The organism is Malaciobacter marinus (assembly GCF_003544855.1).
In the GTDB taxonomy this organism is placed as follows: domain Bacteria; phylum Campylobacterota; class Campylobacteria; order Campylobacterales; family Arcobacteraceae; genus Malaciobacter; species Malaciobacter marinus.
On the sequence record NZ_CP032101.1, the window covers coordinates 1,868,637 to 1,888,244 of the forward strand.

At 26.6% G+C, this 19,608-nt stretch carries 19 protein-coding genes; 7 read left to right on the top strand and 12 right to left on the bottom strand.

Annotation, left to right across the window (positions count from 1 at the left end; translation table 11 throughout):
* Window positions 1-5 precede the first annotated feature (5 nt).
* Window positions 6-326: a DMT family transporter gene (locus AMRN_RS09115; RefSeq protein WP_099312059.1), complete on the bottom strand. Its 321-nt coding sequence runs from the start codon at window positions 324-326 to the stop codon at window positions 6-8.
* 101 nt (window positions 327-427) lie between these two features.
* On the opposite strand from AMRN_RS09115, the gene AMRN_RS09120 reads away from it, so the two are divergent.
* Complete coding sequence (locus AMRN_RS09120; protein ID WP_191282109.1) at window positions 428-913, top strand: MarR family transcriptional regulator; 486 nt, start codon at window positions 428-430, stop codon at window positions 911-913.
* A 3-nt stretch (window positions 914-916) separates the two neighbouring features.
* Here the strand turns inward: AMRN_RS09120 and AMRN_RS09125 are convergent, their stop codons facing one another.
* The 7 genes from AMRN_RS09125 to AMRN_RS09155 all read right to left on the bottom strand — a co-directional run bounded on the left by AMRN_RS09125 (window position 917) and on the right by AMRN_RS09155 (window position 7,171).
* Window positions 917-1,456 (bottom strand): HD domain-containing protein, encoded by a 540-nt coding sequence (locus tag AMRN_RS09125; protein WP_099312057.1) that lies wholly within the window; start codon window positions 1,454-1,456, stop codon window positions 917-919.
* A 1-nt stretch (window position 1,457) separates the two neighbouring features.
* Entirely contained in the window at window positions 1,458-2,273 is an 816-nt protein-coding gene (locus AMRN_RS09130) for a 3'-5' exonuclease (protein WP_099312056.1), read from the bottom strand.
* Complete coding sequence (locus AMRN_RS09135) at window positions 2,263-2,853, bottom strand: phosphoribosylanthranilate isomerase (protein WP_099312054.1); 591 nt, start codon at window positions 2,851-2,853, stop codon at window positions 2,263-2,265. The genes AMRN_RS09130 and AMRN_RS09135 overlap by 11 nt, the downstream gene beginning before the upstream one ends.
* Before the next feature lie 63 nt (window positions 2,854-2,916).
* A complete protein-coding gene (gene rpe, locus AMRN_RS09140) occupies window positions 2,917-3,558 on the bottom strand; it encodes a ribulose-phosphate 3-epimerase (protein WP_099312052.1) in 642 nt (213 codons plus the stop codon).
* Between the two features lie 70 nt (window positions 3,559-3,628).
* Window positions 3,629-5,974 carry an MlaD family protein gene (locus AMRN_RS09145; protein ID WP_099312050.1) on the bottom strand — a complete coding sequence of 782 codons (2,346 nt, stop codon included), beginning with the start codon at window positions 5,972-5,974 and terminating at the stop codon, window positions 3,629-3,631.
* Window position 5,975: 1 nt separating this feature from the next.
* Complete coding sequence (locus tag AMRN_RS09150) at window positions 5,976-6,575, bottom strand: paraquat-inducible protein A (protein ID WP_099312048.1); 600 nt, start codon at window positions 6,573-6,575, stop codon at window positions 5,976-5,978.
* Window positions 6,572-7,171, bottom strand: coding sequence for a paraquat-inducible protein A (locus AMRN_RS09155; RefSeq protein ID WP_165772855.1), 600 nt, complete (start codon window positions 7,169-7,171; stop codon window positions 6,572-6,574). The genes AMRN_RS09150 and AMRN_RS09155 overlap by 4 nt, the downstream gene beginning before the upstream one ends.
* 77 nt (window positions 7,172-7,248) lie before the next feature.
* On the opposite strand from AMRN_RS09155, the gene AMRN_RS09160 reads away from it, so the two are divergent.
* The 4 genes from AMRN_RS09160 to AMRN_RS09175 are packed head-to-tail and all read left to right on the top strand — an operon-like array spanning window position 7,249 to window position 13,861.
* Window positions 7,249-8,385: an efflux RND transporter periplasmic adaptor subunit gene (locus tag AMRN_RS09160; protein ID WP_099312044.1), complete on the top strand. Its 1,137-nt coding sequence runs from the start codon at window positions 7,249-7,251 to the stop codon at window positions 8,383-8,385.
* An 8-nt stretch (window positions 8,386-8,393) separates the two neighbouring features.
* Window positions 8,394-11,534 carry an efflux RND transporter permease subunit gene (locus tag AMRN_RS09165; protein ID WP_099312042.1) on the top strand — a complete coding sequence of 1,047 codons (3,141 nt, stop codon included), beginning with the start codon at window positions 8,394-8,396 and terminating at the stop codon, window positions 11,532-11,534.
* Window positions 11,527-12,831 carry a TolC family protein gene (locus AMRN_RS09170; RefSeq protein ID WP_099312040.1) on the top strand — a complete coding sequence of 435 codons (1,305 nt, stop codon included), beginning with the start codon at window positions 11,527-11,529 and terminating at the stop codon, window positions 12,829-12,831. The genes AMRN_RS09165 and AMRN_RS09170 overlap by 8 nt, the downstream gene beginning before the upstream one ends.
* Window positions 12,818-13,861, top strand: coding sequence for a phospholipase A (locus AMRN_RS09175; protein ID WP_099312038.1), 1,044 nt, complete (start codon window positions 12,818-12,820; stop codon window positions 13,859-13,861). The genes AMRN_RS09170 and AMRN_RS09175 overlap by 14 nt, the downstream gene beginning before the upstream one ends.
* A gap of 34 nt (window positions 13,862-13,895) precedes the next feature.
* Here AMRN_RS09175 and AMRN_RS09180 read toward each other — a convergent pair whose 3' ends face one another.
* On the bottom strand, window positions 13,896-14,663 hold the full coding sequence (locus AMRN_RS09180; protein WP_099312036.1) for a transposase: 768 nt from the start codon (window positions 14,661-14,663) through the stop codon (window positions 13,896-13,898).
* Between the two features lie 212 nt (window positions 14,664-14,875).
* On the opposite strand from AMRN_RS09180, the gene AMRN_RS09185 reads away from it, so the two are divergent.
* Window positions 14,876-15,532, top strand: a complete 657-nt coding sequence (locus tag AMRN_RS09185) for an outer membrane protein (RefSeq protein ID WP_099312034.1) — start codon at window positions 14,876-14,878, stop codon at window positions 15,530-15,532.
* A 655-nt stretch (window positions 15,533-16,187) separates the two neighbouring features.
* Here the strand turns inward: AMRN_RS09185 and AMRN_RS09190 are convergent.
* Both AMRN_RS09190 and AMRN_RS09195 read right to left on the bottom strand, forming a co-directional pair.
* A complete protein-coding gene (locus AMRN_RS09190) occupies window positions 16,188-16,844 on the bottom strand; it encodes a hypothetical protein (protein WP_099312033.1) in 657 nt (218 codons plus the stop codon).
* Complete coding sequence (locus tag AMRN_RS09195; RefSeq protein ID WP_099312031.1) at window positions 16,845-17,258, bottom strand: hypothetical protein; 414 nt, start codon at window positions 17,256-17,258, stop codon at window positions 16,845-16,847.
* Window positions 17,259-17,581: 323 nt separating this feature from the next.
* Here AMRN_RS09195 and AMRN_RS09200 point away from each other — a divergent pair, with 323 nt between their 5' ends.
* A complete protein-coding gene (locus tag AMRN_RS09200) occupies window positions 17,582-19,033 on the top strand; it encodes a nicotinate phosphoribosyltransferase (RefSeq protein ID WP_099312029.1) in 1,452 nt (483 codons plus the stop codon).
* Here AMRN_RS09200 and AMRN_RS09205 read toward each other — a convergent pair.
* Complete coding sequence (locus AMRN_RS09205) at window positions 19,026-19,514, bottom strand: DUF2062 domain-containing protein (RefSeq protein ID WP_228199125.1); 489 nt, start codon at window positions 19,512-19,514, stop codon at window positions 19,026-19,028. The two genes, AMRN_RS09200 and AMRN_RS09205, sit on opposite strands and share 8 nt — an antisense overlap.
* Window positions 19,515-19,608: the final 94 nt, after the last annotated feature.

The window sequence follows — 19,608 nt, forward strand, 5'->3', positions numbered from 1 at the left end:
CTAAATTAATTTGTTACTAATTTTAAACCAATAATTGATGAAATAAGTGTAAATAAAAAAAATAGTCTCATCATACTAGCTGGTTCTTTATAAAATAAAATTCCTATTATAATAGTACCAAATGCACCTATTCCTGTCCAAATTGCATAAGCTGTTCCTATTGGAATAGACTCTAATGCTTTTGTTAGACTAATAAAACTTCCTAAGGCAAAGAGTACAAAAATCAAAGTTGGTATAAGTTTTGTAAAATTTTCTGTTAGTTTTAGCATTGAGGCAAAACCTATTTCTAAAACACCTGCTAAAATCAAATAAATCCATGCTGACATAGATTCTCCTTTAAATATCTATCTTTCTTGGAAAGATATTATATTTTTACTTAATTTTACCTTTCTAGGAAAGATAAATTTATTTATGTTATAATCTCTTTATGAATTTAAAATCCTTTGAAACCAATCTTGAAAATGTAAAAAAATTAACACCAGAAGTTTATAAAGACAGTATGAATATTACTATTCCATTTTTTATTTTACATAGAAAAATATTTGAACATGGAGATAAGTTTTTAAAGAAAAACTTTTTATTAAATCAAAGTGAACTTGATATATTATCAACGCTTTATTATAAGGCTGAAAATAACTTTACTATGAGTCCTACAGATTTATATGATGTAATGTTTTTTTCTTCAGGTGGAATGACAAAAGTACTAAAAAAACTTGAACAAAAAGAGTATATTAAAAGAATTGATAATATATTAGATAAAAGAAGTAAACTTGTACAACTAACAAATCTGGGTAAAGACATAACAAAAAAATCTTTAAAACAAATAGTAGAACTTGAAGATAAATATTTTGATAAATTAGACAAGGAAGAACAAAAGCTTTTAAATAAACTACTTTTAAAAGCTTTATCTTAAATCTTAATCAATATATTGATTATAATCTTCTATTTTCTTTTCTAATCTTGCTGATAAATAAAGGTTTGAATTTTTTAAACATGAAAGAATAAATTTAGCCTCTTTTAAATAAGCTTTTTTCTTTTCATTATCCCAATGTTTTGGTGGCTTTTGTAAGTTTGTTATTCTATCTGCAAGTTTTACTAATTGTACTTCATATGGTTGTTCTAAAATTCTATTTAAACTATCTTGCATTTGCTCTTTTTTAGGTAAATCAGAGTTTTTACTTAAAGCTTCTACCCCCTCAGCTATATCTAAACCAAACTCATCAAAAATATCATCAAAAGTAAAAGATGTATCTTCAAGTACATCATGTAAAAGTGCACATGATATTGCTTTATTTGCTTTATCATCATCAAGTTTTGACTCTATACTTGCATGAATCACTTCCATTGCTACACTTGTAACATGTGTTAAATACGGCAAATCATAAGGTGTTTTTTGCTCTTTATGTGCTTTTGCTGCAAATCTTAAAGCTTTTAAATACTCTTCTTGAGAAAACATATTATCTTCCTTTATTTATAATGTTATCAGATTTTGAAAAGTTTATTAACTCTTCTGTTGTCAAAACATTATTTGGTAAACTTTTTAAAGACTCTTTTAATATATATGTTGTACTTAAAGCATCACTGTAAGCTCTATGTAAATTATCTATTTTTATATGTAAAAGTTCCTTTAAAAAATCTAAACCATACCTTTGAGCATCAATTGTTCTTCGTGCAAGAGCAATAGTACAAAGCTTTCTATTTTCTAATTGACCCAAATGATATTTTTTTAAAGAATCAGATATAAAATTGTAATCAAATTTTATATCATGAGCAACAAAAACATCATCTTCTAAAAAAAGTTTAAACTCTTTTAATACTTTTTCAACAACGGGTGCATTTTCTAACATTTTAGGTGTGATATTTGTAACTTCTTGAATATATCTTGGTATACTTTTTGCAAAAACCAAAGAATCAAAACTATCAATTATTTTTCCATTTTTATACTTAACAGCACCAAGTTCAATTATTTGCCCTTTATTTACATCAGAACCATTTGTTTCTATATCAACTATACAAAAAGTCTGCTCTTTAAAAGGTGTTTTATTTGTCTTTAAAAAGATATTTTCACCCTCAAGTTCTATTGGTAAACCATTTGATAATAGTAATTCCATTTCTAATTCTGCATTTTCATAAAAAGTATCTTTAAAACTATCTAATGTAGCTAAAAACTCATCTAATGGCATATCTTTTTTATTTAATTTTGCTATTAATTTATCGATATTTGAAACGTGAGTACTTTTTCTATTTCTATTTTTTCTATTTTTAGATCTCATGTGCTTTTTGTATAAACTCTTTCATTTTTTCTTTATCTTTTTTACCTTTTGATGATTCAACTCCACTACTAACATCAACAGCAAAAAAATTATAGTTTTTTAACTCTTTTAAATTTGAAGCTTTTAATCCACCTGCTAAAATAATTTTTGAACAATCTATTTTGTCAAACCACTCTAAAGCGACCCTTTTACCAGCCCCTCCAAACTCTTCAACAAAAGCATCAATTAAATAATAAGATTCTTCTAAATTTTCTAAATCTTCTTTTGATTTTGCTCTTATTACTTCAATATATTTAACATTTAAATTATCAAACTCAGTTTTATCTTCATCATCAATTATTTGAGCTAATTGCATTCCAGCAAGAAAACATATATCATTTATATGTTTTGAGGATTCATTTACAAAAAGACCTACAGTTTGTATAAAAGGAGGAAGTTTATCAACTATTTTCTTTGCTTCTAGTGCAGAGATATATCTTGGGCTTTTTTCATAAAAAACAAATCCAAGTGCATTTGCACCTGCTTTGATAGCTTCTAAGGCATCTTCTAAGTTTGTTATACCACAAATTTTCACTCTCATGTTTCTAAACTCTCATTGATTTTTTTGGATTATATCATTTTTTATTTAATTTAAACTATCTTACTAAATTTGTAAACTTTTTATAGCTTTTGAATAATCACCATTTCCAAATACATAACTTCCAGCAACAACTACATCAACACCAGCATCTTTAAGTTCATGGATATTTTTATCATTTACTCCTCCATCAACTTGAATAAGACAGTTTGGATTTCTTTTATTGATAAGTTGTTTTAACTTTTGTGTTTTTTCTATAACACTTGAAATAAATTTTTGTCCACCAAAACCTGGATTTACAGACATTAGTAAAACCATATCTAAGTCTTCAAGCAAATACTCTATACTTTCAGGAGTTGAATGGGGATTTAAAACAATTGCCGGTTTTATACCATAGCTTCTAATTTTTTGAATAAGTCTATGGGGATGCTTTTCACTTTCTATATGAAAAGATATATATTCTGGTTTTAATGGTGCAAATAAATCTACAAAAAATGTGTTATTTTCAACCATAAGATGAACATCAAGTGGTTTAGTAGCAACCTTTGCTACAGGAGTAACTACAACAGGGCCTATTGTCATATTTGGAACAAAATGTCCATCCATTACATCAACATGAATCAAATCACATCCACCATCACAAATTGCTTTTATTTCTTCATCTAATTTCCCAAAATCTGCTGATAATATAGAGGGTGCAACAAGCATAAATAATACCTTTAATAAAATTTTTAAGGAAATTATACCATTGTTTTTCTTGAAAAGCTATTTTAATCTTTTATAGCTTTTCAAACTTAGGATTCCACTCTAACCACTCATTTTTTACATCATCATACAAAATAAACTCTTGTAAATTTTGTGCTTTTTTCTCATATTTTGTAGGTGTTACAAGAGAGATTCCTCCTGAAATTAAAGTTTCTAAAGTTTCAGTTGTAACTTTTACTCCAAACAGACTAATATCCATACCAAAAGCTGTTGCATTATAAAAAATAGAGTTTTCTCTAACTAGATGTTTAAACTTTTTATTTATATAAAGTTGAAGTTTCACATGTGTTCCATCATTTGAAAGTTCAAACTTTTCAACAAGCCCTATTTTAAATTGTCTATAATAAACAGGAGAATTAACTTTTAAAGAACTTTTTCTTTTTGCTTTTACAATAACTCTTAAACCATCATTATTAAAGTTTTGTTCTTTATAAATATCTTTTAAACTATCATAAAAACTAAAATTAAAATACCTATTTACACTTTTTGCTTTTTCATTTAAAGTCACAAAAGATACTCCACCTTTTATTAAAGTATTTAAAGAAGTTGTCTTTATATCTATTTTTTTCAATGAAAAATCAACATCAATTCCTCCAATTGAATAAAACTTAGTAGACTCATTTATATGTTTTGCAAATTTATCAAATATAAAAACCTCAACATCTACACTATTACTTTTTTCATTATATTTTTTATCAATTATTTTTCCAGCTTCTACACCCTTATAGTAAACACTACTTTTTTGAGATATTTTTGAAGCATCATCTATATTTATTGTAAATCTTTCACCTTTTTGTTGAAGATATTTATCTTTTAACATCTTGTCATAACTTTCAAATAAATAAAATCTATTTGAAAGTTTTTTAGCTTTTACATCACTAGTTTCAAAGGCAATAGATGAGTTAATAAAACCACTTAAAGGAGCTGTTTTAAAACTAATATTTTCTAGTGAAGCCTTAAACTCAACTGGTGATTGCATATAAAAATTTGTAGTTTGATTTACTAAATATTGATACTTTTTAAAAATCTCTACTTCAAGTCTTAATTCATCTGAATTTTTATGAAGTTTTTTACTTTTAACTCTTCCAACTTTTATATCTTTAAAATAAACAGGTGCATTTTTTGATACTTTTATTCCTTCATCACTTTTTAAAACAATAGTATAAACCTCTTTTGCCATTGGCAATGAATGTAAGCTATAAATCTCTTTTTTATTTTGTTTTTTACTTGAAGTTTTAAAAACTTTTATATGATTTCCTTTTATCAAAGAAGAGATATTTTCTAACTTTTCAAGGGAAATTTCTGGTGAGATTAATTGAAAGTATGGATTATGTTCCAATAAAGAAGCAAACTGTTTTTTGAATTTTATAAATAAATAGCCTTTATTATCATTTAACATATAGCTCATATCATCTACATAAGCTACTTCTATGCCATTATAATAAACTTTACTAAACTCTTTTTGTAAGCCATGCTCTTTTTTAGTCTCTAAAATCACATAATCTTTTAAGTATTCTATTTCTTCTTTATTATCATATAAATTAAACACTTTTGTTTTATCTTTTAAAGTAGGACTAAAGTCATCTGAATCAAACTCTATTCCGCCTGCAACTAGTGAGGCTAATGTATCTATTTTAAATTTTATACCACTTAATGAAGCTTTTAATTCAACACCACTAATATTCCAAAAGTTACTATCTTCTTTTACTAAATCCTTATAATCATTTTCTATAAATATTGTATAGAATATATCATTTTTAATAAGGTTTTTCTTTACTATTTTACCTACAATAAAACTTTTGTATAAGACTGAAGAACCAACTTCTAAAGTTCCTTTTTCAGACTTCAATGTCAAAAATACTCCATCATCAAAATAGTTTATTGGTTTTTCACTAACAGCTTCAAAGGTATATTGGGATTTTAATTTTTTTATCTCTTGTATATTTTGAACCATTGGCATTGCTTCTATATATACTCCACTAAGAATTGTATCAAGTCCTGAAATTTCTGTAATTGTAGCTTTTGGTTCAACTTTCCAAAACTTAGCTCCTTTTGTAGCAACTAAAGGTAAGGCTTTTTTATGTACTTCTATTTTTACTAAAAATCTATTTATATTTTTTTCATCAACTTCAATACTTGAAATAATACCTATTTTTATGCCTTTATATTTCAAAGGTGTTTTTCCAGCTACAAAACCCTCTGCATTATTGAAATAAACACTAATCTTTTCTCCTTGGTCATCAAAATGTTTATATAACATCCAAGATGAAATAAGCAAGGCAATAAAAGGCAAAAGCCAAATAATAAATACAAACTTACTACTTTTTTTAACACTATTGTGTTCTACTTGTTCAATCATATTAATCCTTATCCCATAATAATCTAGTATCAAAACTTTGTGTTGCTAACATAGTTGAAATTACAACAACAGTAAATGCAATTGCTGCTAAACCTGCACTTATATTAGTAAGATTTCCAAACTGCACCATTACAATCATTAAAGCCACTACAAAAATATCAAGCATTGACCATTTTCCTATAAATTTTATAATTCGATAATATTTTGTAGCATTTTTAGCAAGTGAAATTTTATTATATCTTGTAACATACAAAAGATATAAAAGTACAGCAAGCTTAAATATAGGAACTGCAATACTAGCTATAAAAATGACTATTGCAATAAAATAAGATTTTGTTTGAAAAAAATATAAAATCCCATCAAAAATAGTACTTTTTTCCACTACACCCAAGGTTGTAACTTCCATCATTGGCAATAAATTTGCAGGAAAAAGAAATATGATAGCAACAAGGCTAAAACTAAGTGTTTTTAAATATGAATACTCATCTCTTTGCTTTAATTTACTATTACATTTAGGACATACTTTTTGCTTACTTTCTAAAACCTTCATACAATGCATACAAAGAACTAAGCCTAAATCTTTATCATTTTTATATTTCATTCTTCATTCCAAATATCTTGTGGATTAAATAAAGACATTGTTAAAAACATCATAATTAAAAATCCGAAGAAAAAATACAATCCCAAACCAATATGTAAAGTTGCCATTTTTTGAAGTTTGATAATAGCCACAACAATACTTATCATATAAACTTCAGCCATTTGCCACTCTAATAAGTGTTCATATAATTTCAAAAATTTTGATACATACTTTGAATTTTTTCCAAATTTCAAAGGAGTTAAAATAGATAAAATAAGCAAAAGCATAAAAAAAGGCACGACTATACCAATAAATGTGATAAAAATAGAAATAGCCACATATCCACTTTTAAAAAAAATCAATAAAGTTTCAACTAATGTTGTTGTTTGTTTTAAATCTAAAACTTCAAGTGTAAGTATTGGTAAAAGTATTGCAGGGAAAAATAGTATAATAGAAGTAATTGCAAGTAATAGTACAGTTTGATAATCTTGACCAAACTTATAAATGAGTGCGTTACATCTTGGGCAATGAAACTGATGTTTGTAATCTGTTTGTGGTTTATTTAAAACTAAGGCACAATCTTTACAAACTACTATATTCTTCAATTTATTTTGCAATATTTATTTCCTTTTTCAACAAAACTATACTATTATAATATACAAATAATAATTAAAAATATAAAAAAGGTTTATTTATGTATTTATCAAAAAGAATCACTGTGCTTATTTTTACTTTTATCTTAGCTATATTTACTACAGCATGCCAAGATAAAAAACAAAATGAAAATACTGAAGAAAAAGTAAAAACAGTAAAAGTTGATGTTCATACATTAAAAAAACAAACTTATCCTATTTGGGTTAATTTTTCAGGGAAAACACAAGCTTACAAAAATGTAGCTATTACTTCAAGAGTAACAGGTGAACTTGAAAATAGGCATTTTGAAGCAGGAGATTTTGTAAAAAAAGATCAACTATTATTTAAAATAGATGATACCAAATACAAAAATATTGTAGAACAAAAACAAGCTACTTTAGAAAAAGATAAAGCAAGTTTAAATCTAGCAATAGCAAATGTAAAAAGATATACACCCTTAGTAAAAAAAGGTCTTGCACCAAAAGAAAAATTGGACCAACTAATAGCAGAACAAAAACAGTTAAAAGCAGTAGTTGATGCAGATTTTGCAGCACTTAAACAAGCAAAACTTGATGTGGAATATACCCTAATAAAAGCTACAATTGATGGAGTTATAGGAAAACCTTTAGTTGATATTGGAAATATGATAAATGCCTCTTCTACAAAATTAGCTAAAATAGTTCAATCAAACCCTTTATATGTAAACTTTAATCCAAGTACAGATGAAGTTTCACTAATTAAGAAGTATAAATCAGAAAATAAACCAAAAGTTGAAGTAATACAATCACAAAATGAGTACAATACAGTAAAAACAACAGGACATGTTGATTTTATTGATAATGTGACAAGTGAAACAACAGGTACAGTTGCAATGAGAGCTATAATAAACAATGATGAGAATCTTTTACTTCCTGGAACTTTTGTTGAAATAAATCTATTTATTACTGATGAAATACCAGTAATTGCAGTAAGCCCAAATAATATTGGTCAAAACCAATTAGGTTCATATGTACTAGTTGTAAATGAAAACAATAAAATAGAGACAAGACAACTTAAACTAAATTATAGTAATAAAGATTTAATAATCATCTCAAAAGGCTTAAAAGAAGGTGATAAGGTAATTGTAAGTGATATAACTAAACTTAAAAATGGTGTAACGGCTGAAACTACAGAAGTTGCAAACCCAATAAAATTATAGGATTTTTTATGTTTTCAATATTTTTTATAAACCGTCCTATTTTTGCAAAAGTTATTTCTATTTTTATAGTAATAGTTGGAGTTATTGCTCTTTATTTACTTCCTATTGCTCAATTTCCACAAATCACACCTCCAACAATTCAAGTAAGTGCTACATATACAGGAGGAAGTGCACAAGTTGTTGAAACTTCTGTTACTACACCTATTGAAGAGCAGTTAAATGGTATTGAGGGTATGATTTATATGGATTCAACTTCCTCATCAGATGGAAAATCTACTATAAATTTGTATTTTGAGTCAGGATATGATTTAGATGTTGCAGCTATTGATGTTCAAAATAGAGTATCTCTTGCAACACCTATTTTACCTGATAGTGTAAAACAAATTGGAGTAACAACAAAGAAAAAATCTACTTCAATGGTACAAATCTTAACAGTTGAATCAACAAATCCACAACATGATGCTTTATTTTTGTCAAACTTTGCAAGCATAAATATTGCAGAAGAGTTAAAAAGAATTGATGGAGTGGGAGATGTTCAAAACTTAGGAGAGAGAAAATACTCTATGAGAATTTGGATAAACCCAGATAAACTATCAAACTTAAATCTAAGTATCAATGAAATAATAGCAGCAATTAAAGAGCAAAATACTCAAGCAGCTCTTGGTTCTATTGGTTCAAGTCCAAACTCTTCATCAAATAAATTCCAATATACTCTTACATCGAAAACAAAACTAGAATCAGCAAAAGAGTTTGAAGATATTATTATAAAACAAAATAGTGATGGAAGCAAAGTAAGAATCAAAGACATAGCAAGAGTTGAATTAGGAGCTGAAAACTATAGTTGGTCAGCAAAACTAAACAATCAAGCAACTGCACTTTTAGGTATTTATCAACTTCCAGGTGCAAATGCACTTGAAGTAGCCCAAGAAGTTGCTAAAAAAATAGATGAGTTAAAACAAAGATTCCCAGATGGAGTTGAAGTAAATCAAACATATGATACAACTAAATTTGTGGAAATTTCTATTAAAGAAGTTATTGTAACACTATTTGAAGCTTTACTTTTAGTACTATTTGTAGTTTATTTTTTCTTACAATCATTTAGAACAACAATTATTCCAGCAATTGCTATTCCTGTATCTTTAATAGGTACATTTGCCCTACTTTTAGCAATGGACTTTTCAATTAATACTTTAACTTTATTTGGTCTTATACTTGCTATTGGAATTGTTGTTGATGATGCTATTATTGTTGTTGAAAATGTAGAAAGTAATTTGGAAAAGAATCCTGATTTAAGTGTAAAAGAAGCAACAAAAATAGCGATGAAAGAGGTTTTTGCACCTGTTATTTCAACAACCTTGGTTCTATTAGCTGTATTTGTACCAGTTACATTTATTCCTGGAATTTCTGGTGCTTTATATCAACAATTTGCAACAACAATTGCTTTTGCAGTTATTATATCTTCAATAAATGCACTTACACTTTCACCAGCACTTTGTGCAACACTTTTAAAAAGGAAACAAAAAAATAAACAAGAAGATAAAAAAGGCATTATTTTTGAAAAATTTGACAATGCCCTAGAGAGTTTTAAAAAAGTCTATAAAAAAACTTTAGAAAAACTTATCAAATTTTGGTATATAGCAGCACTTGTGTATGCTTTACTTTTAGGAGCAACTTATTATGCATTTCAGACTCTTCCAACTGGTTTTATACCAAATGAAGACCAAGGTACCCTTGTAGCTTCTGTATCATTACAAGCTGGAACAACTCTAAATAAAACAGAAGATACAACAGAAAAAATTGTGCAACTTATAAAAGAGACAAAAGGTGTAAGAGATGTTATTTCAGTTGCTGGATTTGATTTAATTAGTGGTGCTTTAGACTCTTCTCGTGCTACAGTTTTTTTAGTTTTAGAAGATTGGGAAAAAAGAACAACAAAAGATACATCTATTGATGCAATAACTAATATAGTAAATCAAAAAGCAAATGAGCAAATTAAAACTGCAAGTGTTAGAGTATTTAATATGCCATCAATTCCTGGAATTTCAGCTGTTGGTGGATTTGAAGTAAAACTTCAAAATCTTCAAGCAATAAATATAAAAGATTTTGAGAAAAAAGCAAAAGATTTTATTCAAAAATTAAATGAACACGAAGCTATTATGATGGCATATACTAGTTTTAATAGTAGTTATCCTCAATACTATATTGATATAAATAGAGATAAAGTCGCAACCTTAGACCTAAAACTAAATGAAGTATTTTCAGTACTTCAAACATATCTTGGTTCACTTTATGTAAATGATTTTAATAAATATGGAAAAACATACAGAGTGTTTTTACAAGCAGATCAAGACTATAGAACTGAAAAAAACTCTATCAATAACTTTTTTGTAAAAAGCACAAAAGGAGATATTGTTCCATTAAGTGCAATAGTTGATATAAAAAGAACAAGTGGAGTAAGTACTATTACACACTTTAACTCATATCAAAGTATTGCAATAAATGGTGTTCATAATGTAAAAGGTGGATATAGTTCAGGTGATGCTATAAGTGCAATTGAACAAATTGCAAAAGAGACTTTAGGTAGTGAAGTAGGCTATGAATTTGCAGGTATGAGTTTACAAGAAAAAGAAGCAGGAAATGCAGCAATGTATATTTTCCTTTTATCTATTTTGATGGTATTTTTATTTCTATCAGCTCAATATGAATCTTGGATGATGCCTTTTATGATTATGCTTCCAATTCCAACTGTTATGTTTGGAGCTTTAGGAGCAAATATGCTTGCAGGGCTTTTAAATAATACTTATACCCAAATAGGACTTGTACTTTTAATTGGAATGAGTTCAAAAAATGCAATCTTAATTGTAGAGTTTGCAAAAGATTTAAGAGAACAAGGACAAAGTATAGTAGAAGCTGCTATAAATGCTTCACTATTAAGACTAAGAGCTATATTAATGACTATTTTCTCATTTTTACTTGGTATATTACCTTTAGTTTTTGCAAGTGGCGCAGGTGCAGTTTCAAGACAATCTTTAGGTACAGCAGTATTTGGAGGAATGGTAATGTCAACATTTTTAACACTTCTTTTAACACCTGTACTTTTTGTAGTACTTCAAAGATTAAGAGAGAAAAAAGGAAAAATCAATGAATAATAGATTATTAAAAAAACTATCAATTATTGCTTCTTTTAGCCTAGTTGTTTCATCAAGTTTTGCAAATGATTTAAACCTTGAAGATTTAATAATAATTGCTTTAAAAAACAATACAAATATTGAATTATCAAAAGAACAATCAAATATAAAAAAAGAGCAAATAAACAAAGCTACTTCAACTTATTTACCAAACTTATCACTAAATGCTTCAACAGCAAGGAAAGATATAGAACAACAAGGAAATAAAATAGATGATGATGTGAATAGTGTGGCAGTTAATGCAAATCAATTAATCTATGATTTTGGAAAAACTACAAGTAACATTGACTCATCAAAATATAGTTATGATGAATCAAAAAGTGATGTAAAAGCAACTATTTCAAAAACTATTTTTCAAGTTACCTCTACATATTATGATATTTTAAATAAGTATCAACAAATAGAAGTTGCAAAAGAGTCTGTAAAACTTGATGAGCTACAATTAAATCAAGCAAATGAGTACTTTAAAGCAGGTGTTAGAACAAAAATTGATGTAACAAATGCAAAGCTTAGATTATCAAACTCAAAATTAAAACTTATACAAGCAAAGTACAATTTAAAAACAACAGAAACAAAACTTGTATCACTTTTAGGTAAAGATTTAGGAAGTAGCATAAATATCAAATTTCACAACAAAGATATCACAACACTTGTAAGAAATACAGAATATAAAAACTACTCTTTAGAAAAACTAATAACATTAGGCTTAGAAAAAAGAGATGAAATAAAAAAATACAAAGCAAAAATCCAAACAGCAAAAGAACAAAAAAATGTAGCAAGTGCTGATTATCTTCCAAGAATAGATGTAGATGCTTCATATACAAATAGCCAATCAGATAAAATAGCAACACAAGATATAGAACAATCATCAGTTGCATTAAATCTAAAATGGAACTTCTTTACAGGTCTTTCAACAGTTGCAGATAATAAAATAGCCCTTTCAAATTTAAGTAGCGCAAAAAAACAACTTCAACAACAAATCCTTGATATAAAACAAGAAGTGACATCTGCTTATTTAAATGTAAAAGAGAGCATTGATAGTTTAAATATTGGACTTTTAAATGTAAAACTAGCAACAGAAAATCTAAGCTTAGCTGATGAAAGATATAAAGCAGGATTAAATGACTTAATTGAGTTAAATGATGCAAAACTTGAATACACACAAGCAAAAAGTTCACTTGTAAATATCTACTATGCATACTTAACAAACTTGGCAAACTTAAACTATACAATTGGAACTATACATGAAAAAATATAGTTTTTTTGTAATTACATTTTTTGTAACTACACTTTATGGCAATAACATACAAGAACTTTATAAAAAAGCTTCTATTTATGAAAAAAATGGTGAGTTTAAAAAAGCTATGCAAATCTATAAACAACTTGCAAAAAAGAATTTAAAAGATGAAAATTCAAACACTGAAAAAACTTCATTAGAAGAAACATTGGTGAAAAAAGAGCTTTTACAAAAAGAAGAAAAATTCAAAGCTTTAAGAGGTAATTTTTTCAAAAGAAATATTGATAAGATAAAGGATAAAGAGACAGCAAATACAATAGAACAGTTGATTGTCAAAGACTTTGGTCTATATACATATAAAACAAACTATCTACTTCCTGTAACTTATGATACAAAAAATAAAGATGGAAGAAATCAATATGAAACAAAATTTCAATTAAGTTTTGAAAAACCACTAACTTATAATATATTTGGTTTAGATGAAACACTATCTTTTGCATATACACAAAAATCTTATTGGCAAACCTCAAGAGAATCTGCACCCTTTAGAGAATCAAACTATCAACCAGAAGTATTTTTAACATTTCCCTATAAAGAAGAAAACTCATCTTTAAAAGCATATAAAATATCTTTACTTCATGAATCAAATGGGCAAGATGGTGAAAAATCAAGGTCATGGAATAGATTGTATTTAGAGAGTTTCTTTCAGTTTTCCAATCTCTTTGTAATTCCAAGAGTTTGGTATAGAATACCAGAACAAGAAAGAAATGATGACAATAAAGATATTCAAAAATATCTAGGATATGGAGATTTAACCCTATTTTTTCCATACAAAAAACACACATTTGAATTAAAACTAAGAAACAACCTAAGACTTAGTGAAGATAATAAAGGCGCAGTAGAGTTCAACTGGACTTTCCCACTACCAAGCTTTTTAAATCTACCAAATAGCTTTGGATACTTTCAAGTATTTAGTGGATACGCAGATAGCTTGATTGATTATGATGAAGATATAAATAAAATAGGTATAGGTATCGCCTTTTCAAGATAGGTTTTAAGAGGGTCAGGTGATAACGATAACTTTATCAACTACTTCTCTTAATTATTTTATTGACTGCGGGTTGAGATATACCAATTATTTTAGCAATTATATATTGGGAATACCCTTGCTCATATGCTTTTACTATATATTTATTTCTTGTTTGCTTATCTTTAATTCCGTCAAAAAATTTTATTAATTTGCCTCTATTGACTTTTTTATCAATATCTGGTGCATCTACTAAACTTGAAGCTTTTATTAATTCTTTTAAATCTGCACTATCTATTTCTAAAGTAAAAAAGTCTTTTATCTCTTTAATATTTTTTCCATATGTTTTTATTATCCATGAATTTTGCAAACATACAGGAACTTTTTCTTCTTTATAAAAATAGTAACTTGAACTATATGGATAATATTCTATTTTTTCAACTATTTTTGCTTTTAATGGGTTTTGTTCAATATATCTCATCAGGATATAAAGGTAAGCTTCATTTGCCACATACCATGATTTAAATCTTCCTTGCCACAAATGCCCACTTCTTTTATACTTTTTATTAAAGTATATTGCATATATAGAATTTAGATATCTCATGAATTTTGAAAGGTTTCCTTCTTTTACTTCAATAAGTAGATGGTAATGATTATTCATTAGACAGTAGTTATGCAAAGTTATATTAAACTTTTCGCAACAATCTGATAATAAACTTAGAAAATATTCAAAGTCATCTTTATCATAAAAAACAACTCTTCTTTCTACTCCTCTATTTACTATATGATAATATCCTGATATTTCTATTCTAGGTCTTCTTGCCATACTCACACCTCTTACAATAAGATAAGAGTATTTTAACCCAATTATTTCTTTATAATTAAATTAATTACATTTTGCAATATTATTAATAACTCTTTTAGTTATCTAGTTATCGTTATCACCTGACCCTTATTTTCTTATTTTTAGAGGACTTAGTAAATCAACATATTATTATTATGATATAATTTATATAATTATAATATTGAGGAGATTATATGAAAAATAAAATTATTTTGTTTGTGTTAGGTTTTAGTTTAACAGCATCCCTTTATGCAAAAGATTCTGGGTTCTACATAGGTGGTTTGATTGGTAAATCTAAAACAAAAGATTATGGAAAAGAGACTTTTACTGCTACAAATATAGATAGTGGTTATAGCCAAAGCATTGAGGAAATTGATTTGATTTATGGTGGATTACTTGGATATGATCATTATTTTGATAATTTCTTAATTGGATTAGAATTTGATGGTTATAAAGTTGATTCAGATGAAAAAAGAGATATTCAAGCAGGAGGTGCAAATCCTTGGCACTACACATCAGAAATTAATAAAGTTACTTCTTTAAAGTTACGGCTGGGGTATTTAATAAATGAAGAAAATTTATTTTATATTTCTATTGGTAAAGCAAAAGCAGATATCACAAGAAAAATGTATAATACTAATGGTACAACATTACTCAAAGAATTAAATGACAATGTAGATGGAAATTTATATGGTCTTGGTCTTGAACATTTTCTAGAGAATAATCTTTCAATTCAAATAGATTTTAGATACATAAAGTATGATGAGGTATCATTTATAGTGGAAGATAAAACAGAATATGAAGATTTAACTGAAAAAGCTTTCACTTTGTCTTTTAAGTATAAATTCTAATTTATAGAATTACTTTTTATATTGCTTAGTTAAGATAAATATTATTTACATAATATTTATCTTTGCAATAGATGCAATAGATGGAATTTAAGAGTCAGAATTTAAGTAACAATAACCCTAAACCTAATTTGGCAACTGAGCCCTATTCCCAAATGATTATAGCAAGAGTATTATTTTAAGAAACTTTCTTATTAATAATTACCTTAATTATATTTTATAACGCTATTATAAAAAAATTTCTCTTCTACATTTTAGTTATCGTTATCACCTGACCCTAATTTTTATTATAATAGAAATTATATATTTTAATTTTAATTTCCTAAATAAAAATCTCATCTACTTTAACCTTGTTAATTTATCTGTCGTTATATTATTTGTCATTCTCATCTTCCCTCATAAGTTATTAAAAAGTCACAATAAAGATAATTATATATTTGATAACAATTATCAAAGTAAAAAAGTAAAAGGGTCAGGTGATAACAATAACCCTAAACCTAATTTGGCAACTGAGCCCTATTTTCAAATAATTATAGCAAGAGTATTATTTTAATGAACTTTCTTATTAATAATTATCTTGATTATATTTTGTAATGCTATTATAAAAAATTTCTATTCTACTTTCAAGTTATCGTTATCACCTGACCCTAATTTTCCATCACTCATTTTCTTCTCCTTGTTCAGATGGAAGCATTAAAAATCCTTTTTCTAAATTTTTTATATTAAAATATTTAGAAAAATACTCTTCAATAAATTTCTTCTCTTCATTATTTAAAAATCCATATGAAAGATTAATTAACTTTTCATCATTAAATACAACTACTAATGAATATTGATTTGCTAAAAACCTTTTTGAATATATCATTGTTCCTATCCATTTTGTTATAACTAAAAACATAATAAAAATTTGTCCTGGTATTGCTATTATTAAAAAAATAACTTTAAAAGGATTCCAATATGCCGTTTTATCTGTTGCAATTTGCCAAAAAACATTATAAGCATTTTTAAAGTTATCTAAATCTCTTATCTCATTTGTTTTTGTCCTTTTTATTCTATTTTGATAAAATATTATTTTATAGTTTTTAGATACAAAAGCTAAATAAGAGATACTCAATCCTCTTAAAATCAAATAAGCAAATACAAACTGTCCAAATGGAGTTAAACTTGAATATGCTTCATGAATTGATCCATTATATATACATATAACAATAGCTGAAAATATCCCCACACTAAAAAGTCCTAATTCTGTAAAAATATAACTATAGTCAAGTATTTCAAAAACTACTTCATCTTTATTATCTATTGCTTTTTCCATTTATGCAACTCTCCGTTCAATTCTTTCATAAAATCTATTATTAAGTATTTTATTTTTTTCTAATTCAAGGCTTGAAGATAAAATCTTGTGGGAGCTTAATAAACTAAGTGAGTAAAGATTTTCTCTTTGTAATAAAGAAGTTGGACAAAAAAGAGTACTTAATAATAGATTTTCATCTGTATTTGTAAAAGCAACATTCATAGAATCATTTGAATTTTTCTCATAATATGCTTGATTTTTATTTCCATCATTTGTAGTAAAGTGTGTTATATCATAATATCCGTCTTGGATATCTGATTCTTTTGATGCAAGTAAAGCAATGTTTGTATTTAAATCTACTGTATCAATATCTATTAAGTTAAATATCAAACTCATATAATCAATTTTAATTTTATCTTTTAATTCTCTTATCATCTTACTTCTTTTACATAAACTCTACTAAAACCTAACCTTCCCACAAATCATCTATTAGAAAAAATAATTCTATAAGATAAACTCTTTTATTATTCATTATAAATAATAATTTTATAAGAAATCTGAATTTTTATATAAAATTAAAGTGTTTTTTGTCTTTAAGTAGTCTTAATTTTACTCTAAATTAGATTTATTTTTTAAGTTTTATTTCAAAAGTAACAGTTTAATCTAAAATTATTTTCTATACAAATATATTTTTACTAGAAGCAATTTATACTTATTTTAATATAATGCATAAAATAAAATAACCAAGAAAGAGAATAATGAATAACAAAAATGAAACAATGTTAATAGATTTTTATGAGTTTACAATGGCAAATGGGTATTTTAATTCAGAACTAAAAGATAAAATTGTCTATTTTGATTTATCCTTTAGAAGAGTACCTGACAATGGTGGTTATGCTATATTTGCAGGACTTGAAAGTATTATAAATTATATTGAGAATATAAAATTTTCACAAGAGGATTTAGAGTATTTAAAAAGCTACAATCTTTTTAGTGATGAATTTATCAACTACTTAGAAGATTTTAAATTTACAGGAGATATTTATAGTGTAAAAGAAGGTACTGTAATTTTTCCAAATGAACCTGTTTTAACTGTACGGGCAAATATTGTCCAAGCACAAATATTAGAGACTTTTTTACTTCTTAGCTTTAATCACCAATCTTTAATTGCAACAAAGGCTAGTAGAATTAAAAATGCAGCAAAAGGTAGAACTGTACTAGAGATGGGAGCAAGAAGAGCCCATGGAATTAGTAGTGCAAATAGTGGCTCAAGGGCAGCATATATTGCAGGGATTGATGCTACAAGTAATACTTTGGCTAGTTGTTTATATGGTATTCCATGTAGTGGAACTATGGCTCACTCTTGGATTCAAATGTTTGAAAGTGAAGAAGAAGCTTTTAGAGTTTATGCTAAAACTTATCCAAATAATACAACTTTACTAGTTGACACATATGATACTTTAAGAAGTGGAATACCAAATGCAATAAAAGTAATCAAAGAGGAGTTATTGCCAAAGGGTATCAAAGATTTTGCAGTTCGTATAGACTCAGGAGATTTAACATACTTATCAAAAGAGTCAAGAAAAATGCTAGATGAAGCAGGACTTGAAAACTGTAAGATTGTTGTAAGTAATGCACTTGATGAGATTTTAATTGAAACATTACTAAATCAAGGTGCTCCAATAGATATCTTTGGAGTAGGAGAAAGACTTGTAACAGCAAAAAGCAATCCAGTTTTTGGAGGTGTTTATAAACTTGCTGCAATAGAAGAGAATGAAAAGATTATTCCTAAAATAAAAATAAGTGATAATCCAGTAAAAATAACAACTCCACACTTTAAAAAACTATATAGAATCTATGACAAAGAAACAAACAAAGCAAAAGCTGATTTAATTACTGTGCATGATGAAGTATATGATGAAAAAGAGCCATTGACTATTTTTGATCCTGTGCATACTTGGAAAACAAAAACTTTTGAAAACTATATTTTAAAAGATTTAAAACTACCTATTTATAAAAATGGAGAGTTAGTATATAAAATACCTTCAATAGAAGAAATAAAAGAACATACAAAAAATGAGTTAAATCACTTATGGGATGAGATGTTAAGATTTGAGAATCCTCACAAATATTATGTTGATTTATCCCAAAAACTTTGGACGACAAAGTTAAACTTACTAAAAAAAATAAAACAAAGCTCTTCTAACTAGAAGAGCCTTTATTTTTTCTATTTTTTCTAACTGTTTTAATCCATATAAAACTAATTAAGTACATTGATATAGAAGCACTTATTACTCCTAATATTATTGCTCCACTCCATAAACACAAAGCTATTTGCTCAAAATTGTCGTACATAGAATCAAAGTTAAACTCAACAGGATTTTCAGGCTGGAAGATTAGTTTTCCTATTTGATACTCAAAATAAAAAAGTGGTGGCATTGTAATAGGATTACTTATAAATATTAAAGCAAAACTTATGGGTAAATTTGCATTTAACACAATTGCTAAAAGACAAGCTAAAATCATTTGAAAAGGCATGGGTAAACAAGCTACAAAAACACCAATAAAAACACCAGTTGATACTTTTCTTCTTGATAATCCCCAAATTTCAGTTTTATGCAAAAGTTTTCCAAAAACTTTTAAGTATTTTTGTTGTTTTACTTTTTCATGTGATGGTAGTAATTTTTTCAACTTTTTTCTTGGCAAAGTTACCCTTTTTTTAAGATTGAATATTTTAGCAAATTTAACACTATTTTTTTATTACATGAAAAATTAGTTTTCTATC